The organism is Sphingobium sp. Leaf26 (assembly GCF_001421665.1).
GTDB lineage: Bacteria > Pseudomonadota > Alphaproteobacteria > Sphingomonadales > Sphingomonadaceae > Sphingobium.
Genome location: NZ_LMKV01000029.1, coordinates 212,781 through 229,187, shown reverse-complemented (window position 1 = coordinate 229,187; position 16,407 = coordinate 212,781). Strand labels below are relative to the sequence as shown.

Sequence of the window (16,407 nt, the reverse complement as noted above, 5' to 3'; positions counted from 1 at the left end):
TGATCGTCCCGCAGAACCTCGCCTTCCACACCAGCCTCCAAAAGCCAGTGTTGAATCAGAAATCTGCTAACATGGGAATCCCTAAAATGTCACTACAGCCTAGAGCGCGCTGCGTTAAATCCGATGCAGGTCACGCGCTCTAGTTTTTTGTTTTCGCATCGTTTTAAGCGAAAAACCGGTTCCCACTTTTCCGCACGATGCTCTAGGCGCGATGCACGCTGGTGGATTGGTCCCCGGCCGGATGGCCCCGCACACAGCGTCCCGCACGCCATCGCCGCCCATCTCGGCTATCCCACCGCCCGCCACCGCCCGCCACGGCCCGTTCGCGCCGCCCGGTTTGACGACACTGGATTTTCAACAGGCCGCCCATGTGCTGGCGGTCGCAGGCACGGTAGGCCTCGCCTATGGCTTTTGCGCTCCCCGCTTGGATGAGCTCAAGAATGCTGCATTCGCCCTCAACGCACTTGGATCGAACCGCCAATTCGTTGCAAACGGCCTATGGTCGGCCGATGTCGATGGGGGGATGGCATGGACTCCCCTCACCTCGGCGACCTTCGATTGCGGCCTGATCGGTTTCGACCGCGACCACGCCTTCATCTTCTGGGTGGAGGAAGAGGACTGACGCTCTTCCCGCCTCAATAATCCTTCGAATAGCGCAGGTTCGCCGATGACCCTGCATTGGTGCCGGTCTTCGACAACAGGCTCAGCGTCTTGGACAGCGCGATCTCCAGCTGCGTGGCGGTGAAGCCCTTCGAGTCCGTGATCACCTCCACATAGATATTGTTGGAGATATGCTGCCCGACCGCCAGCGATGTGCCGCGCCCGGTCGCCTCGTCGCCACCGACGATGCCGATCCGGTCGATGCCCGATGCGCCCTGCAACTTGCCCATCGGATTCAGACCGCCGCTGCCGCCGCGCAGCCCGTTCAGCGCCGCCGCAAGCTGCACCGCCTGCATCGGCGACAGGTTGGCGACATTGTCGCCGAACAGGATGCGCGACAGAATTTCATCCTGCGGCAAAGTGGGCGTGGAGATGAAGGCGATATCGGGCTGCTGCGCCGATCCTGTCACCTGGATGCCCGCCGTTACCGTATCGATCCTGGTCTGCGCCTTGATCTGGAGGATCGGGTTCATCATCGGTCCGTTGAAGGTAATGACGCCCTGCTCCAGGTCGAACTGGTGACCCGAGAAACTGTAGCGCCCACGCAGCGATTCGATCTTACCGACCACGCGCGGATTGGCGGTGGTGCCGGTGACGCGCATGTTGGTCTTCCATTCGGAATCCAGCCCCATGCCGGTCACATAAATCTCATTGTCTGCCCGCACCCGGATATCCAGCTTCCAGTCGGCCGGCCTGGCCGCAGCCTTGCGCGCCGCCATCCGCTCGGCCAGCGGATCGGAACCGTCGCCTTTGCGCCGCACGCCGGTCAGTTGCCGGATTTCGGTCCCGCCCTGCCATGCGACGCGATAGCGCGTCTCCGGCAAGTTCAGGTCGCCCTTGATGAGGCCACCATTGGCCGTGCTGTTGGTGATGTTGAGCGTCCCGCTGACCACGCTGGTGATGGCCTCGCTGCGCGCCAGCCGCGCCCGATTGAGCTTGACCGCAATGTCCATCGGGAAGCCGCTGGCCGCCGCCAGCCCGACATTGCCCGATGCCTGCACCGTGCCGTCGCCCGCCCGACCGGAAAAGTCGCGAATCTCCAGATGATCGTTGGTGAAGCGGCCATCCAGCTTCATCTGGGTGACGCGCGTGCCGAACGTCTCATTCTCATATGTCAGCGCATTGGCGCGCACCACGCCGTTGAGCCGTGGATCGCTGAGCCGCCCGCTGAAATCGGCCGCAACCGCCAGCCCGCCGGTCAATTGCTGATCGGCCATCCCCGCAAAAGAGAAGAGCACATCGGCCGGGCCGGCATAGCGGATGCCACCGCCCAGCGGCGCATTCTGCAACTGCTCGGCCCAGCTCGCGCCTGCGCCCGGCGGCGCCAGTGTGGCGGTGAAGCGGCCCAGCGTGCTGCTGCCCTCACGGATCAGACCGCGCAGGTCACCGCCCGCCGACGAAAGCTTACCCTCGACGCTCATCGACACTGGATCGGATACGGCGGTCAGGCTCGACCGGCGGAAATCGTTGATCGCCAGGCGCGTAGTCGCGGTGGGGAAGGCGCTGCCCTTCTGCGCATAGTCCAGCGTTCCGGTCATCCGCCCGCCAATGCCCATGCCCGGCGCCATGACGTTGACGATGGCAAGGTCGAAATCCTTGAACCGCGCCTGCGCGCTCGTCATGTCGCCAAAGCGGCCGGCCAGATCGACCTTGCCCTGCGGCAGCACCAGCGTCACCGGCTCCAGACGGTAGCCGCCCGGTTCGGTACGGATGATCGCGGGCTGTGCCAGCTTGAAATCGACATTGGCCGTCTTGCCCTGCAACACCACGGCATAGAGGTCGGGGCGCAGCGCGGCATTGACAGCGAGCGAGAAGGGCACGCCGCTCGACCCGTCGGCGACCAGTTGCGCCCGCCCGCGTCCGCCCTGATAGTCGACCCGCGCCCGCGCCTTGCGCACGACATAGGCGCCATAGGCAGCATTGGCGATCTGGGCGTCGGCCTTGATTTGCGGCTGGTCGGTCAGCAGCATGGAGGCGGTGACGATCGCCCGGCCGATCACGACGTCGGCTTCACCCGGCAATTTGGCGTTGCTGGCCGTGGCATTGACGTCCACACCCTGCACCTTGCCGACTGCGGCCAGCTTGACCGCGCCATTAATGCCGGAGCCATTCAGCGCCAGTTGCCCGGTGAAGGGTCCGGCGGCGCTCTGCTGGATGCGACCATTCATGTCGACCCCGGCAAAGCGCGCCTTGGTGACGTCGATCGTCAATGGCCCCTGCGCCGTGCGAATGAGCACATTGGCGAAGAAGGGACCATAGGGCGACCCGCCGGTCGCTTCGAGCCGATATCCCGCCGCCTCGCCATTCAGCTTCGCGACCACATCGGTCAGTTGCACGCCCACATTGGGCCGCGCCGCGCGCAACACCGCTTGCGGCCGTTCCATCGTGCCACGCACCGTCAGTGCCAGCGGCCCATATTGTCTGGACGAAGCGGTGGCATCGAACGCGACCTGCCCGTCCGTATCATAGCTGCCGGACCCCGAATTTATGGTGAAATTGGGCGCCGCACCCTTCAGCCCCGCCAGCGTGAACTTGCCCTCCGGCGTCATGCCGATACGTCCGGACATAACCGCATTGCCGCCCAGGAAATCACGCACGGAGGCGTTTTCCCAGCGGGCGGTGCGCACGCCGAATCGTCCGCCCAGGCCAAAGCCGCCCTTGGGTCCGGGGATCAGTTCGACATCGGTATTCAGGTTGACGATGCCGACGCCGTCGATTTTGTAATCATTGACCCGGCCTTTCAGCGCGCCGCGATAGATGGCGTTGTCGAGGTCGGCCAGCACGATCGCGGTGGCATCCACCTTGTCGCTATCGATCTTCAGATTGTCGCTGATCAGCTTGCCTGCGGCATAGGCAAAGTCGCCCTTCACGCGCAAATTCTGGAGCAGGCCGCCAGCCGCCGCGTTGAGGCCCGTCACCCGCGTCGCCGTGGCATTGACCGGAATGCGGATACGATCCGCGTCGATCACTGCCCGACCGCTCGCCTTCAGATTGTCTATGCCCGTCGCATCAAAGGCGATGCTCTTGGCCGTGATGGCATAGTCGATGAACGGCGTGGCCATCGGCCCGTCGAGCATGATGGACGCGCGCACGTCACGCCCCTTCACCTTGTCCATGATCGCGCCGGGCGCGAGCAGCGCCGCGTTGATCTTCAGCGCACTGAACCGGCTCTTGCCCAGGTCGATCAGGCCCTGCGCATCGGCGGTCATGGCCGGCGAACGCAGCGTGCCCTTGATGTTCACGCGCCGCTCGTTCAGCCCGGCGAACAGGTCGACGTCCAGTTGCGGCGCGGTCAGCCGGTCGACGGGGCCTGCTAAGACCAGCCCCGGCCGCACCGGGCCTTTCGCCGTGAAATTGCCGTCGCGCGCGGCCAGCATGATATTCGCCAGCTCACCCTTGGGGGACGTCGCGACGATCTTGCCGTCCCACGCCTGCCACGTGCCCTTGCCATCCAGCGTCGCGGTCACGCCATCGGTCAGGCCGGACATAGCCGCAATGACGCCGCCCTTGGGCGCGGTCAACGTACCGCTCATGGAAAGGCGATTCTGCTCCGGCACCGCGTCCAGCTTCGCCTGCAACCGGTCGCCACTATCGACGATCGCATCGGCGGACAGGATGGCGCGACCATCCGCAATATGAGTGACGCCGTCGATCGCGATCTCGCGCTTCTGGCCGATCACAGGCTTGGCGAGCAAGAACTTGCCGATCTTCATCCGGTCGACGTCGATGTCCAGATCCGGCAGGATCGGCGCATTGGGATCGCTTGCCACGACATTGAACTGTGGGCTGCGCGCCAGCACGACCAGCGGCGTTTCCAGCAGGCTGACCGAAATATGCTTGTTGATATAGCGGAACGGCCGCCAGACCACATGCACCTTCGGGCTGACCGCGAACACGCCCTTGGGGTCGCGCAGCACCAGATCATGGATCGTCATGTCGCTATAGATCGACCCGTCGATCCGGCCGACCTCGATCTTCATGCCGGACTCCATCTGGAGCGCTGCAATCTGCTGGATCAGGAATTTCTTGCCCGGCTGGGTATTGAGGCCGAGCAACAGGCCAGCGGCCAGCACGACCAGACCGATGATAAGGCCAAGAGCGCCGATCGCGATCTTCTGCCACAGCGGCCGCTTCTCGCGGATGACCACCGTATCGGTGGGCGTCTCCGAAACGGGGGGAGGGGTGTCGTCCTGCGCCATCAGAAGGCTTGTCCGATGCCGATATAGAGAGCGAATTTGGATTCGCCCGGTTGCCGGTTGATCGGCATGGCGATGTCCGCGCGGAACGGACCGAAGTTGGTATAGAAACGGCCACCTATGCCGACGCCATAGCGCATATCATCGAATTTGGGCATGGAGCTTTCATAGACCTGACCGGCATCGACAAAGGCGACGACGCCGTAATTGCCGAAGCGATAGCGGCCCTCGACCGCGAATTCATTGACGGACCGACCGCCGACCGGATCGTTGTTCGCGTCCTTCGGTCCCAGTTCCTGATAGCCGAAGCCGCGCACCGATCCGCCGCCACCGGCATAGATGCGCCGCGATGGCGCGACATCCTCGCGGCTGACGCCGCTGATGGTGCCCACCTTCGCCCGGCCCGCGATGACCAGGCTGTCCGACACCGGATAATAGCCGGTCAGGTCGAAACTGGCGCGCAGATAGGGCGAGAAATTACCCTGCAACGATCCTTCCGGTTCGGCGCGCACATTGGCGCGGAATCCCTTGGTCGGGTTGAGCAGGTCGTTGGACCGGTCATAACCGATCTGCACCGGCAGGCCGCCGATGAAATAGGTGCGCCGTGTCTTGTCCGCCGTCAGCAGGTCAGTCACCACCTGCTCGTTGGTCAGCAGGATTTCCGCGCCATAGCTGTAGGTCCAGCGCTTCTGGAAGATCGGTGTCGATTGACGCGACCAGCCGACATTCAGGCCCGCCGTAAACGCCTCATAGGCATCGTAATTCTGGTGATTGAGCGTGATGCCGGTCTGGAATGTCTTGTCCCGCTTGCCCGCATTGGACCGGCGGAAGGTCGCCGACGCGCCCTGTTCCTGCGTGCCCGCAATCGCGCCCAGGATCAGCGCACCTTCGGGCCGGAACATGTTGCGATGGGTCCATGTCCCCTCCGCGCGGAAGCCCTGTCCGGTGCCATAACCCGCTTCGCCCGCCAGTGTGCGCGGCGGCCCGGCGTCCTGCTCGACCATCAGGTCGACATATTCGGTACCGTCCGGTCCGGCCTCGCCGGTGCGCACCGGTTCCACCGACACGCTGGAGAAAAGGGCAGTCGCCACCAGCGCCTTGCGCAGGTCGTCCACCTTGCGGCTGTCATAGATCTGGCCGGGCTTGTAGCGCTTGATGACCTCCATATGGTCGGCGCCGAATGCCTGCTTCTCGCCGGACGTGACGATCTTGCGGAAGGTGCCGCGCGGGCCGACTTCGACGGGCAGTGTATAATCGCCCGTCACCGTCGCGGGATCGAGCAATATGTCGCGTTCGCCCACCTTGGCGAAAGGATAGCCATTTTCGGGCAATTTCAGCGCCACATTGGCTTCAGCACCTTCCACCAGCGTAGCGATGATATAATCGCCGCTTTTCAATGGCAGGCTGTTGCGTACCAGATCGGGTGGAACGGTCTGGTCGGCGGTGATGACGATATCGCCGATCTTGTACCGCTTGCCCGGCGTCACGGAGATGATGGCTTTCAAAGTCCCGTCACCGGTCTGGTCCAGACTGGCGAGCGCCGTCGCGTCATAATAGCCTTCGGAATAGAGCAGGCGGGTCGCCAGCTTCTCGTCCTCCTGCGCGCGGGCCTGCACCATTGCGGCGGTTTCCGCCTCGCCCTTCCCATCGATCAGCGCGGATGCGCCGCGAAATTCATCCTCCAGCCCGGTCTTGCCGAACCCCTCGATGCCTGTGGCATAGCGTATGTCGGGCAGCTTGGTATCGGGGTCCTGGTTTGCCGCGACATTGGCCGGCACGGTCACGCTGTCGGGCGGCGGCAGCGGCTGCGCCAGTTCCTGCTCCTCGACCGGATCGGTCGCTGGTGGCAATTCCGCGGGCGCGCTCGATTGCTGCGGCATCTGCTGGTCGATCCAGCTATCGATCGAAGGCAGGGGCGCATTGGAATCAGGGGCCTGCCCACTTGCCTGAGACTCGCCCGGAACTTTGGCCGGCACCTTCGGCAGGCGCGCCTCGAACTGGTCTTCGGGCAGGATCGGCTCTTCATCCTGCGTCGCTTCATAAGGCAGGCTGGAGTCGGGTGCGGACTGCGTTTGTGCCATCAACGGTAGAGGCGATGCCGTCATCAGCGCCACGGCCAATATACGCCGGACATGAATGGCCTGCCGTCTGCTCATGAAATCGCGATGCCCCTTTCGCGCCGGACATTCCACATGCCCTGCAAAGAGGCAATACGCCCAAGGGGTTGCGACGGTTCCGTTCGCGACATGATTTGCCGTGCTTCCCTCATGACGTCGCGCGGTCTAGAGCAATTGCATGACATTTGCGCTCAATATTTCGCGATCCCTGTCCGGCCAGCCCTGGCGCTGGCGGGGGGGCAATGCCGATGCTCGCGATCCTTCCTATCTGCCCGACGATCTGGTGACGCAATTGCTGCTGGCGCGCGGCTGCCCGCGCGACGCGGTCGAGGCGCATCGCAACCCGACCATTCGCGCCTTCATGCCCGATCCCAGCCTGTTTCGCGATATGGACGTCGCGGCCGAACGGATCGCCGATGCCGTCCAGCGCGGTGAGGATGTGCGCATCTTCGGCGATTATGATGTGGATGGCGCGACCAGCGCGGCGTTGCTGATCCGTTTGCTGCGCGACCTTGGCCTCGGCGCGAAACCCTATATCCCCGACCGGCTGATGGAGGGCTACGGCCCCTCGGGCGAGGCGCTGGTGCGGCTGGCGGGGGAGGGGGCTACGTTGATCGTCACCGTCGATTGCGGCGCGCAGGCGTTCGAGGCACTGTCGATGGCCAAGGCGACCGGCGTCGATGTCGTCGTGGTCGATCATCATAAATGCGCGACCCAGCTTCCCGAAGCCTTCGCGCTGGTCAACCCCAACCGGCTGGACGAGCATCCCGACGCCGCCGTCCACGGCCATCTGGCGGCGGTCGGCGTCGCCTTCCTGCTGGGCGCGCGCCTGCTCAAGGCGCTCGATGCACGCGGCTGGTTCGCCAGCCGGGCCAAGCCCAATATCCTCGACCTGCTCGACATCGTCGCATTGGGCACGGTCGCGGACGTGGCGCAGCTACGCGGCCTCAACCGCGCTTTCGTGGCGCAGGGGCTTAAGGTCATGGCGAAGCGGAACAATGTCGGCCTTGCCGCGCTGATCGACGCCAGCCGGCTGACCCGTGCGCCGCTCTGCCATGATCTCGGCTTTGCGCTCGGTCCGCGTATCAATGCTGGCGGCCGGGTTGGTCAGGCGGATCTTGGCGTGCGTCTGCTGACGACGGAAGACCCGGACGAGGCCGCGCGTATCGCCGCCCAGCTCGATCACTATAATGAAGAACGTCGCGCGATCGAATCGACGGTGCAGGAACAGGCGGAAGAACTGGTTGCCGCGCAGGGCAACCGTGCCGTCGCCATCATATCGGGGCAAGGCTGGCATCCCGGCGTCATCGGCATCGTCGCTGGCCGGATCAAGGAAAAGGCCGGCCGCCCCGCCATCGTCATCGCCGTCGACGACGATGGCGTGGGCAAGGGGTCGGGCCGCTCCATATCCGGCGTAGACCTTGGCGCGGCGGTGCTGGCGGCCAAGGATAGCGGCCTGCTGGTCGCGGGCGGCGGCCATGCCATGGCGGCGGGCCTGACCGTTGCGGCGGACCGGATCGATGCGCTCGCGGACTATCTGGACGATCGCCTGTCCGCTGCCGTCGCCAGGGCGCGTGACGATCGCGCGCTGCTGATCGACGCGGTACTCGCGCCCGCTGGCGTCAACCCGGATTTCGTCGCCGCGATCGAACAGGGCGGTCCTTATGGCGCCGGCTGGCCCGCGCCCCTGATCGCCGCTGGCCCCATGCGGGTGGTGAAGGCCGACGTGGTCGGCAACGGCCATTTGCGCGCCGTCATGGCGGGCATGGATGGCCGGTCGATCAAGACCATAGCCTTCCGCAAGGCGGAAAGCGACATGGGGCAGGCGATCCTGGCTGCGCCCTACGACCGTAAATTATGGGTCGCGGGGAAGGTAAAGATCGACGATTGGAGCAGCCGTCCCACCGCCGAACTGCATCTGGAGGATGCCGCCTGGGCCGATTGAAAAAGATTGCATTTTTCTTGCGCAAAGGGGGTTGACCGTTTCGCCGTCCCCGCCTAATTGCGCCTTCGCTTCGCAGCGCTGGCCACTCAGCGCAGCATGTGGTCCCATCGTCTAACGGTTAGGACACTGCCCTTTCACGGCAGCGATACGGGTTCGAATCCCGTTGGGATCACCACCCTTGCTTCGGCAGGAAGCCTGCGCCTTCACAGCCTGTATTTGACAATGCGCCTCGGTTGCGCAGGGGTTGCCGGCTCTGTAGGGCTGCGCCGATGTCGTTTTTCTTGCGTCTGCTCTGCCTGCTCGTCGGCCTTGTGCCTGCCATGGCCTTCGCCCTTCCCGCCAATCGGCCGACGCCCGGTTTCACTCGCGTCGCAATCGAGACCTCGGTCGGTACGATCATCGTTGCGGTCGATCAGAAGCGGGCGCCGCGGACCTCGGCCAATTTCCTTACCTATGTCGATGACGGCCGCTTTGATGGCGTGACCTTCTATCGCGCGGCGCGACGCAAGAGCGATCCCAAATATGGTCTGATCCAGGGCGGTATCGACACCGATGCCCGCCGCTCGCTCCCGCCGATCCCGCATGAGCCGACGACGCAGACCGGCATCCTTCATCTCAACGCCACCTTGTCGATGGCGCGACCCAATCGGCCCAACTCGGCGATGGGCAATTTCTTCATCACCATCGGCGCCACTCCCAATATGGACGCGCGCGGCGATTACATCGGTTACGCCGCCTTCGGCCATGTCGTCGGCGGGATGGATGTGGTGGGCAAGATTCTGGCCGTGCCGACCTGTTGCGGGTCTGGCCCGATGCGCGGGCAGATGATCGTCAAGCCCATTGCCATCCTGCGCGCACGGCGGCTGGACGGCACGCCCAAACCTTCGCGTGGGGTGAAGCCCTGGCTGATCGGCCTCAATCGCAAGCCGGCGAAGTGAACCGGTCCGCAAACTGCGACAGCGAGTTGGACAGCTTTACGCGAACACCGCCTGCTCCCGGACCCATTTGCGGGCGCCTTCGCGCGGTGGACGGGCCTGTATCTTCTTCCACGCCTGTTCGTGGAAGAAGAAGGCGACGGCATTGATCACCGGCTCGATCAGCGCGATGCCGCCGGCGAGCGCGACCGACCCTGTCATCAGATAGGCCACGGTGAAACCGACCGTCAGGTGGATGGCGAGGTAGGTACCGGTCTTGATGAGGTCGAGCGACATGGGGCGTCTCCTTGTTGCAGCATAATTAAGAATAATTCGCAATAACTGCCAATGTCTTTTCCCACTGGCTGTGATCGCCAGATGCGATCAGCAGCACAAAGGGCCTGCCCGGCATCCAGGCGGTTCCCGGACAGGCCCGGAGGATTGGTCGCCATAGGCGGTGGGCGCCGGCCTGATGTCAGGCCGCGAGTTCTTCCCGGACGATCTTCGCGCCAGCACCCAGCGCGTTCAACTTGCCTCTGGCCACGCTGCGGGACAGCGGCGCCATGCCGCAGTTGGTCGAGGGATAGAGCTTGTCGGCATCCACGAACTGCAATGCCTTGCGCAGCGTGTCTGCGACCTCGTCCGCCGTCTCGATGGTGTCGCTTGCGACGTCGACCGCTCCGACCATCACCTTCTTGCCCCGGATGAGTTCGATAAGGTCCAGCGGCACGCGGGAGTGGTGGCATTCCAACGAGATGATATCGATCTTCGACTTCTGAAGATTGGGGAAAGTCTGCTCATATTGCCGCCATTCCGATCCCAGGGTCTTCTTCCAGTCCGTATTCGCCTTGATGCCGTAACCGTAACAGATGTGGACGGCCGTTTCGCATTGCAGCCCTTCGGCGGCTTTCTCCAGTGTGGCGATCCCCCAGTCGTTGGCCTCTTCGAAGAACACGTTGAACGCCGGTTCGTCGAACTGGATGATGTCGACGCCTGCGGCCTCCAATTCCCTGGCTTCCTGATTGAGGATCGTGGCGAATTCCCAGGCGAGCTTTTCCCGGCTGCGGTAATGGGCATCATAGAGCGTATCGATCATCGTCATCGGACCCGGTAGCGTCCACTTGATCGGTTGATCGGTCTGCGCACGCAGATAGCGGGCATCGGCGACGAAGACCGGATTAGGGCGCCCGACCGCGCCGACAACCGTCGGGACGCTCGCATCGTAGCGGTTACGAATCCTGACGGTCTCGCGCTTTTCGAAATCGACGCCGCTCAGATGCTCGATGAATGTCGTGACGAAATGCTGGCGGGTCTGTTCGCCATCACCGACGATATCGATGCCGGCATGTCGCTGATCGTCCACGGCAAGGCGCAGGGCGTCCTGCTTGCCGACGACCAGATGCTCGCCTTCCAGTTTCCAGGGCGACCAGAGCTTCTCTGGCTCCGCAAGCCAGGAAGGCTTGGGCAGGCTGCCGGCAGTCGAAGTGGGCAATAGTCTTTTCATGATGGATGACCTTGTGTTCTGTCTTGTCAGAGGGGGTGGCTGGATCTGAAGCTGGCGGACCATCGATCCAGATCGGCCTGGTACGGCCGTATGAAATGCTCTTGCGCGAACCTGCCCTGCTCGATGGCGAGGCGGTTGCGCTCTTCACGGTCGTAGAGGATCCGGGTGGACGAGAAGTCCTGATGGTTCAGGCTGGGCCGAAAGCATTGTCCTGCCGCCGAATTGGCGTTGTAGATTTCCGGCCGGTAGATCCTCTGGAATGACTCCATCGCGCTGATGGTGCTGATGAGTTCAAGGCTGGCGTAGTCGCTCAGCAGGTCGCCAGTGAAGTAGAAGGCCATGGGTGCCACGCTGCCGCGCGGCATGAAATAGCGTGGCTTCAGGCCCATCTTGCCGAAATATTCATCGGTCGAGGAATATTCACTCTGCCGATATTCGATCCCCAATATGGGGTGTCGGTTTTCCGTGCGATGATAGGTCCTGCTGCTCGATACGCTCAGGCAGATGACGGGAGGCTTGCTGAAATTCTCCTTGTACGCAGGCGAGGTCAGGAAATGTCGGAACAGATTGCCGTGCAGATCGCCGAAGCTGTCCGGCGTCGCGAATGCGGCTCGTCCCTCGTTATGGTCTGCCAGCAGCACGCTGAAGTCATAATCGCGCACGTAGGAGGAGAAATTGTTCCCGACGATGCCGTCGATGCGCGTATCGGTTTTCCGGTCGATGATGCTCGTCTTGAGAATCTCGATCATCGGGAAGGCGGCGCGAGCGCCGGCGGCGGCAATATGGATCTCGACTGAAATGATGTCGAGTTGGACACCGTAGCGATCTCCATCGGGATTGTCCCAATCCGCCAGATCGTTGAAGCGGTTGTCGATCATTTTCAGGGCGTTGCGCAGGTTTTCCTGACGATGCTCGCCTCTGGCCAGATTGGCGAAGTTCGTCGTGATCCGCGTATTGTCGAAGGGCTGATACTCTTCGTCGAAGCGAATGCTCCTGATGGAGAATGTGAGATCGTCGTTCGTCAGGGCCGACTGTCCTGAAGGCCGCCGGATCGCGGAGGCCGGCGTCGCGGCGGAGGCGATGCGTGGCAGGGTGGGATTGGGGCGTGTTGCAGGCATGCAAGATTTCCTTCGGCCTGGCGCGAACGCCGGCCGTTATATGGTTCGGAATGGGTCTGGGGTTGCCGCGCGTCGCGTCAGGCGGGGCTCAGCCCGGCGACACGGCGCGCGGACGCATTCGTTGATGGGCGAACGAACTGGATAGAATTGCAAACATCGACCGATCACCTGCTTTGGCCTGGCGGCAGGGTCGAAGGAAGAACGCGCAAGGGCAGGGTGGCCCGGACGGCACATAGACTGCGGGCCACGCTTCAAGCGCGATCCACCGGAGGAACCCCCGTCCGAGGAACGTTATGGCGCCGAAGGCAGGTTTCCTGGCTTGCGGGTCATCGCGGTGGTTCCGGCCTTCCCGAGCCTTGTGCGAAGCTCAGTGACACGAAATGGAACCGCCACTCGCCGCTTACAGTTGCGGGGGCAGCGCCGGATTCTGCCCGTAAAGGCACCACCGGCTTCCCGTCTTAGCCCCGCCGTCATGCCTGAGGCGGGGAACCTTGACAGGCTCTTTCAACAGCAAGGGCAGGCCATTGTCAATGACAATATAAAGATATCTTTATATGACATGGGGCTGCTCGGTTTTGCGCCGGTCGCCGGTGCCAGTAGGTCGAACGCCTCGACGAGCAGGCCGGCCATGTTGCCGTCGACATTACCCGCCGGCCCGATCATATGCCAACGGACGAAGAAGGGCGAAAATTGTGGCTTGGGAGCAACATCCCTGTTGCTCTGTTGCGTTTGATGCAATCGGTATGCCGCGCTTTGCGATTGTTACAATAATATGACGGGCGTAGTGGCCTGCTTCCCCGAAGACCGGGGATTGATTTTTGTAAATATGGAGCAAAATATGCGTCAGATGTTTCAGGGTACCGTGCTGGCCGTTGCGGTCGGCGTTCAGATGCTGACCTTCTATTCGGTGCTTTATGCCTGATCGCGGCTTGACTGCGATCTTCATCTCGACGGATCGGGATATCAAAAGGCCGCTCCTGGGATAATCCAGGGCGGCCTTTTACTTTATATCGACTTGGGATCATCCCGATATGTCGAACGGCTCGCCTCAACCTTCCGCCAGCCAGCCGGCGAGCAGATAGGCCACGACGCCGATCGGACCGAGCGCGCACAGCGTCAGCAGCACCAGCGCGACACGGATCAGCGTGACATCGAGGCCGGTGCGGTTCGAAACGCCGGCGCACACGCCCATGATCTTGCCATTGCGACGGTCGAGGGTGAAACTGTTGTTCATGACAGGGGTCTTTCCGTTATAGGGTCTGAAGGGGGCGATCAGGCGATCGGCGCGACGGGCACGGCGGCGCTGACGAACAGGCCGGCAACGATGAACGCGCTGACGAGGGTGAAAGCGGCGTTCTGGATCTTGGCGATGGACATGATGGATACTCCCTGCTGTGTGACCGGCTATCCGGCCCTGATGTCCACAGGGATAGCAGATGCCGTGCCAATTTGATTTTTGCCCCGAAATGCGTGGGTTTCTCGCATGTGACTCGCTGGGCATATTGTCAAAAATTCTCGCTGTTGGCGAAATGCGCCGTATGTTGGTGAAATATGCCTGACACTCTTTCCGATCCCGCCTGTCTCTTTGTCTATGGCACGCTGCGTGCGGCTTTCGATGGCGCTATGGCCCGATGGCTGCGGGCGAATGCCCGGCTGCTGGGACCGGCCACCATCGGCGGCTATCTATATCGTGTGGCCGATTATCCGGGGTTGGTGCCGGGGTCGGAGGGGCTGGTGCTGGGCGACCTGTTCGCATTGAATGACGCGGCTTCCACGCTCGCCCGGCTGGACGCCTATGAGGAAATGACGGCCGATCATCCGCCACCCCATGAATATCGCCGCGTGCGATGGAGGGTGCAGGTGGCGGATGAGGCGGTCGAGGCGTGGGTCTATATCTATGCCCATGATGTGGCCGGGCTGGAACGGATCGTCGGTGGCGACTTCCTGGCTTGCGCGCGGCCCACGGGCAGCTAGTCTGCGCGCCGGGGGACTGGCAGAAGGAATAGCGCCGATGACGACCGACCGGAGCGATGAAGAGCAGCGTTTGCCCGAAGACCGGAACTGGGTACGCAGCACCGGCCTCCAGCGCCGCCATGTGTTGGCCGGCGGCGCCTTCGCGGCGGGCTTTGCCGCCGCTTGCCGCCCGGTCGCCAGCAGCGCGGTGCAGACATCGGGCGAAGGATTGACCGAAGAGGCGGTGTCCATTGCCGCCAATGACGGCTTCGCTCTGCCGGCCTTCGTCGCGCGGCCCTCAGGTGGCAAGGCGGCGCCGGTGATCGTCGTCGTCCATGAGATTTTCGGCGTACATGAATGGATTCGCGATATCTGCCGCCGCTTCGCCAAGGCGGGCTATTATGCCATCGCGCCGGACCTGTTTGCGCGCCATGGCGATGCGACCAAGGTTGCGGACTTCAAGCAGCTTGTCGGGACGATCGTGTCGAAGGCGCCCGATGTTCAGGTGCTGGCCGATATCGACACCGTCTATGACTGGGCCGGCAGCCATGGCGGCGACGGTAAGAAGCGCGGCATTACCGGCTTTTGCTGGGGCGGGCGGATCGTGTGGCTCTATGCCGCGCACAGTGCCAAGCTGAATGCCGGGGTGGCCTTTTACGGCCGGCTGGTGAGCGACAAGACCGAATTGCAGCCGCTGAGCGCGATCGAGGAAGTGCCGAAACTCAAGGCGCCGGTACTGGGTCAATATGGCGCACTGGACAAGGGTATTCCGGTGACGGACGTGGACGCGATGCGCGCCGCGCTGACCAAGGCCGGCAAATCGCCGCCCGATGCCATCACCGTCCACGCCGGGGCGGAACATGGCTTCATGGCCGATTATCGTCCCAGCTATCATGAAGCCGCCGCCAAGGCCGCCTGGGACGCGACGCTTGGCTGGTTCGGAACTTATGTGAAGGGGTAAAAGGCCCTGACCTTCGTTCGTCCTTCGACTTCGCTCAGGACGAACGGATATGGTGCCTACTTCCCCTTCATCGCCTGCACGGCGGCCAGCGTGCTCTTCACATGGCCGGCATAGTTCATCTCGCTATGGACGAAGGCGACGCGGCCTGACGGCGCGATGACATAGGAGGTGCGGTCGGTCATGCCCGGCCGCATCTTCAAGGCGACGTCATAGCCCGACACGATGGCGGGGCCAGCCGAGGCGACGGCGAACTTGCCCGCACATTCCTTGGTCGAGAAGGCGACGAGATCATCGACCGGGTCGGCCGACATGCCGATGACGGTGGCGCCGGCCGCCTTGAACTTGTCGATATTCTCCGCAAATTCACGCGCTTCGGCCGAGCAGCCCGGCGTGAACGCCTTGGGGAAGAAATAGAGGACGACAGGGCCGCGTTTCAACTGGTGCGACAGGGTCAAAGTGAAGGTCTTGCCCGCCTGCGCGCCGCGGGTGGTGAAATCGGGCGCCTTGGTGCCGATGGCGAGCGCGGCCATGGCATTGCCGGACATCAGTGTGGCGGCGGCGGCGAGGAGAAGGGAGAGGCGCTTCATGACGGGGTTCCTTGCGGCGTTTCGGGGCGATGGTCGGGCTGTTCCCACAATTCGATCGCATTACCCTCCGGATCGTGAATGCGGGCAAAACGGCCAAGGACGGGATCGTCCCATTCCGGCTTGGTGATGATCGCGATGTCGGCGCTCCGCAAGTGGGCCAGAAGGGAATCGAGATCGGACACGCGGAAATTCAACATGAACGCCTTGTCGGCGGCGAAATAGTCGCTGTCTGCCTTGAACGGGGCAAAGACCATCGGCCCGCCCTGGGGTTGCCAGATCCATTCATCGGGCGGATCGGCGGGATCGACCACGCAGCCGCCGCCGACATTCAGGTGCATGCGATACCAGGCGGCCAGCGCATCGGGATCGCGCGCGCGGAAGAACAGGCCCCCCATTCCCAGCACCGGCATGGCATCGACTCCTCTCATGGACCGGTGGCAACCTAGCATGGT

At 63.1% G+C, this 16,407-nt stretch carries 14 protein-coding genes, 1 tRNA gene and 1 riboswitch; of the genes, 7 read left to right on the top strand and 8 right to left on the bottom strand.

Annotated elements, in window-relative coordinates; all coding sequences use genetic code 11:
• Positions 1-337: 337 nt before the first annotated feature.
• The gene (locus ASE85_RS18595) at positions 338-622 is read left to right on the top strand and encodes a hypothetical protein (protein ID WP_156358419.1); all 285 of its coding nucleotides are present in this window, start codon (positions 338-340) and stop codon (positions 620-622) included.
• A gap of 13 nt (positions 623-635) precedes the next feature.
• On the opposite strand, the gene ASE85_RS18590 is transcribed toward ASE85_RS18595, so the two are convergent.
• Entirely contained in the window at positions 636-4,859 is a 4,224-nt protein-coding gene (locus tag ASE85_RS18590; RefSeq protein WP_056692026.1) for a translocation/assembly module TamB domain-containing protein, read from the bottom strand.
• A complete protein-coding gene (locus ASE85_RS18585) occupies positions 4,859-7,012 on the bottom strand; it encodes an autotransporter assembly complex protein TamA (RefSeq protein WP_056692102.1) in 2,154 nt (717 codons plus the stop codon). Before ASE85_RS18585 ends, ASE85_RS18590 begins: the two co-directional genes overlap by 1 nt.
• Positions 7,013-7,151: 139 nt before the next feature.
• Between ASE85_RS18585 and recJ the strand changes: the two genes are divergently transcribed.
• From recJ to ASE85_RS18570, 3 genes are all read left to right on the top strand, one after another.
• Positions 7,152-8,918, top strand: a complete 1,767-nt coding sequence (gene recJ / locus ASE85_RS18580) for a single-stranded-DNA-specific exonuclease RecJ (RefSeq protein WP_056692023.1) — start codon at positions 7,152-7,154, stop codon at positions 8,916-8,918.
• A gap of 100 nt (positions 8,919-9,018) precedes the next feature.
• Positions 9,019-9,093, top strand: a tRNA-Glu gene (locus tag ASE85_RS18575).
• Between the two features lie 94 nt (positions 9,094-9,187).
• Positions 9,188-9,856 (top strand): peptidylprolyl isomerase, encoded by a 669-nt coding sequence (locus ASE85_RS18570; protein WP_056692020.1) that lies wholly within the window; start codon positions 9,188-9,190, stop codon positions 9,854-9,856.
• A gap of 36 nt (positions 9,857-9,892) precedes the next feature.
• On the opposite strand, the gene ASE85_RS18565 is transcribed toward ASE85_RS18570, so the two are convergent.
• From ASE85_RS18565 to ASE85_RS18555, 3 genes are all read right to left on the bottom strand, one after another.
• Positions 9,893-10,129, bottom strand: coding sequence for a DUF2061 domain-containing protein (locus ASE85_RS18565; protein WP_056692018.1), 237 nt, complete (start codon positions 10,127-10,129; stop codon positions 9,893-9,895).
• A 178-nt stretch (positions 10,130-10,307) separates the two neighbouring features.
• Positions 10,308-11,336, bottom strand: a complete 1,029-nt coding sequence (locus ASE85_RS18560; protein ID WP_056692015.1) for a methionine synthase — start codon at positions 11,334-11,336, stop codon at positions 10,308-10,310.
• Positions 11,337-11,362: 26 nt separating this feature from the next.
• Positions 11,363-12,454, bottom strand: a complete 1,092-nt coding sequence (locus ASE85_RS18555) for a DUF1852 domain-containing protein (RefSeq protein WP_082462917.1) — start codon at positions 12,452-12,454, stop codon at positions 11,363-11,365.
• Positions 12,455-12,741: 287 nt separating this feature from the next.
• Positions 12,742-12,963, bottom strand: a riboswitch (cobalamin riboswitch).
• A 263-nt stretch (positions 12,964-13,226) separates the two neighbouring features.
• Here ASE85_RS18555 and ASE85_RS23425 point away from each other — a divergent pair.
• Positions 13,227-13,376: a hypothetical protein gene (locus ASE85_RS23425; protein ID WP_162237483.1), complete on the top strand. Its 150-nt coding sequence runs from the start codon at positions 13,227-13,229 to the stop codon at positions 13,374-13,376.
• Positions 13,377-13,502: 126 nt separating this feature from the next.
• Here ASE85_RS23425 and ASE85_RS18550 read toward each other — a convergent pair whose 3' ends face one another.
• On the bottom strand, positions 13,503-13,688 hold the full coding sequence (locus ASE85_RS18550; protein ID WP_056692012.1) for a PspC domain-containing protein: 186 nt from the start codon (positions 13,686-13,688) through the stop codon (positions 13,503-13,505).
• 317 nt (positions 13,689-14,005) lie between these two features.
• On the opposite strand from ASE85_RS18550, the gene ASE85_RS18545 reads away from it, so the two are divergent.
• Both ASE85_RS18545 and ASE85_RS18540 read left to right on the top strand, forming a co-directional pair.
• The gene (locus ASE85_RS18545; protein ID WP_056692010.1) at positions 14,006-14,428 is read left to right on the top strand and encodes a gamma-glutamylcyclotransferase family protein; all 423 of its coding nucleotides are present in this window, start codon (positions 14,006-14,008) and stop codon (positions 14,426-14,428) included.
• A gap of 37 nt (positions 14,429-14,465) precedes the next feature.
• Positions 14,466-15,368 carry a dienelactone hydrolase family protein gene (locus ASE85_RS18540; RefSeq protein WP_056692006.1) on the top strand — a complete coding sequence of 301 codons (903 nt, stop codon included), beginning with the start codon at positions 14,466-14,468 and terminating at the stop codon, positions 15,366-15,368.
• Between the two features lie 56 nt (positions 15,369-15,424).
• Here the strand turns inward: ASE85_RS18540 and ASE85_RS18535 are convergent, their stop codons facing one another.
• Positions 15,425-15,955 (bottom strand): peroxiredoxin, encoded by a 531-nt coding sequence (locus ASE85_RS18535; protein ID WP_056692001.1) that lies wholly within the window; start codon positions 15,953-15,955, stop codon positions 15,425-15,427.
• Positions 15,952-16,365, bottom strand: a complete 414-nt coding sequence (locus ASE85_RS18530) for a VOC family protein (RefSeq protein WP_056691998.1) — start codon at positions 16,363-16,365, stop codon at positions 15,952-15,954. The genes ASE85_RS18535 and ASE85_RS18530 overlap by 4 nt, the downstream gene beginning before the upstream one ends.
• Positions 16,366-16,407: the final 42 nt, after the last annotated feature.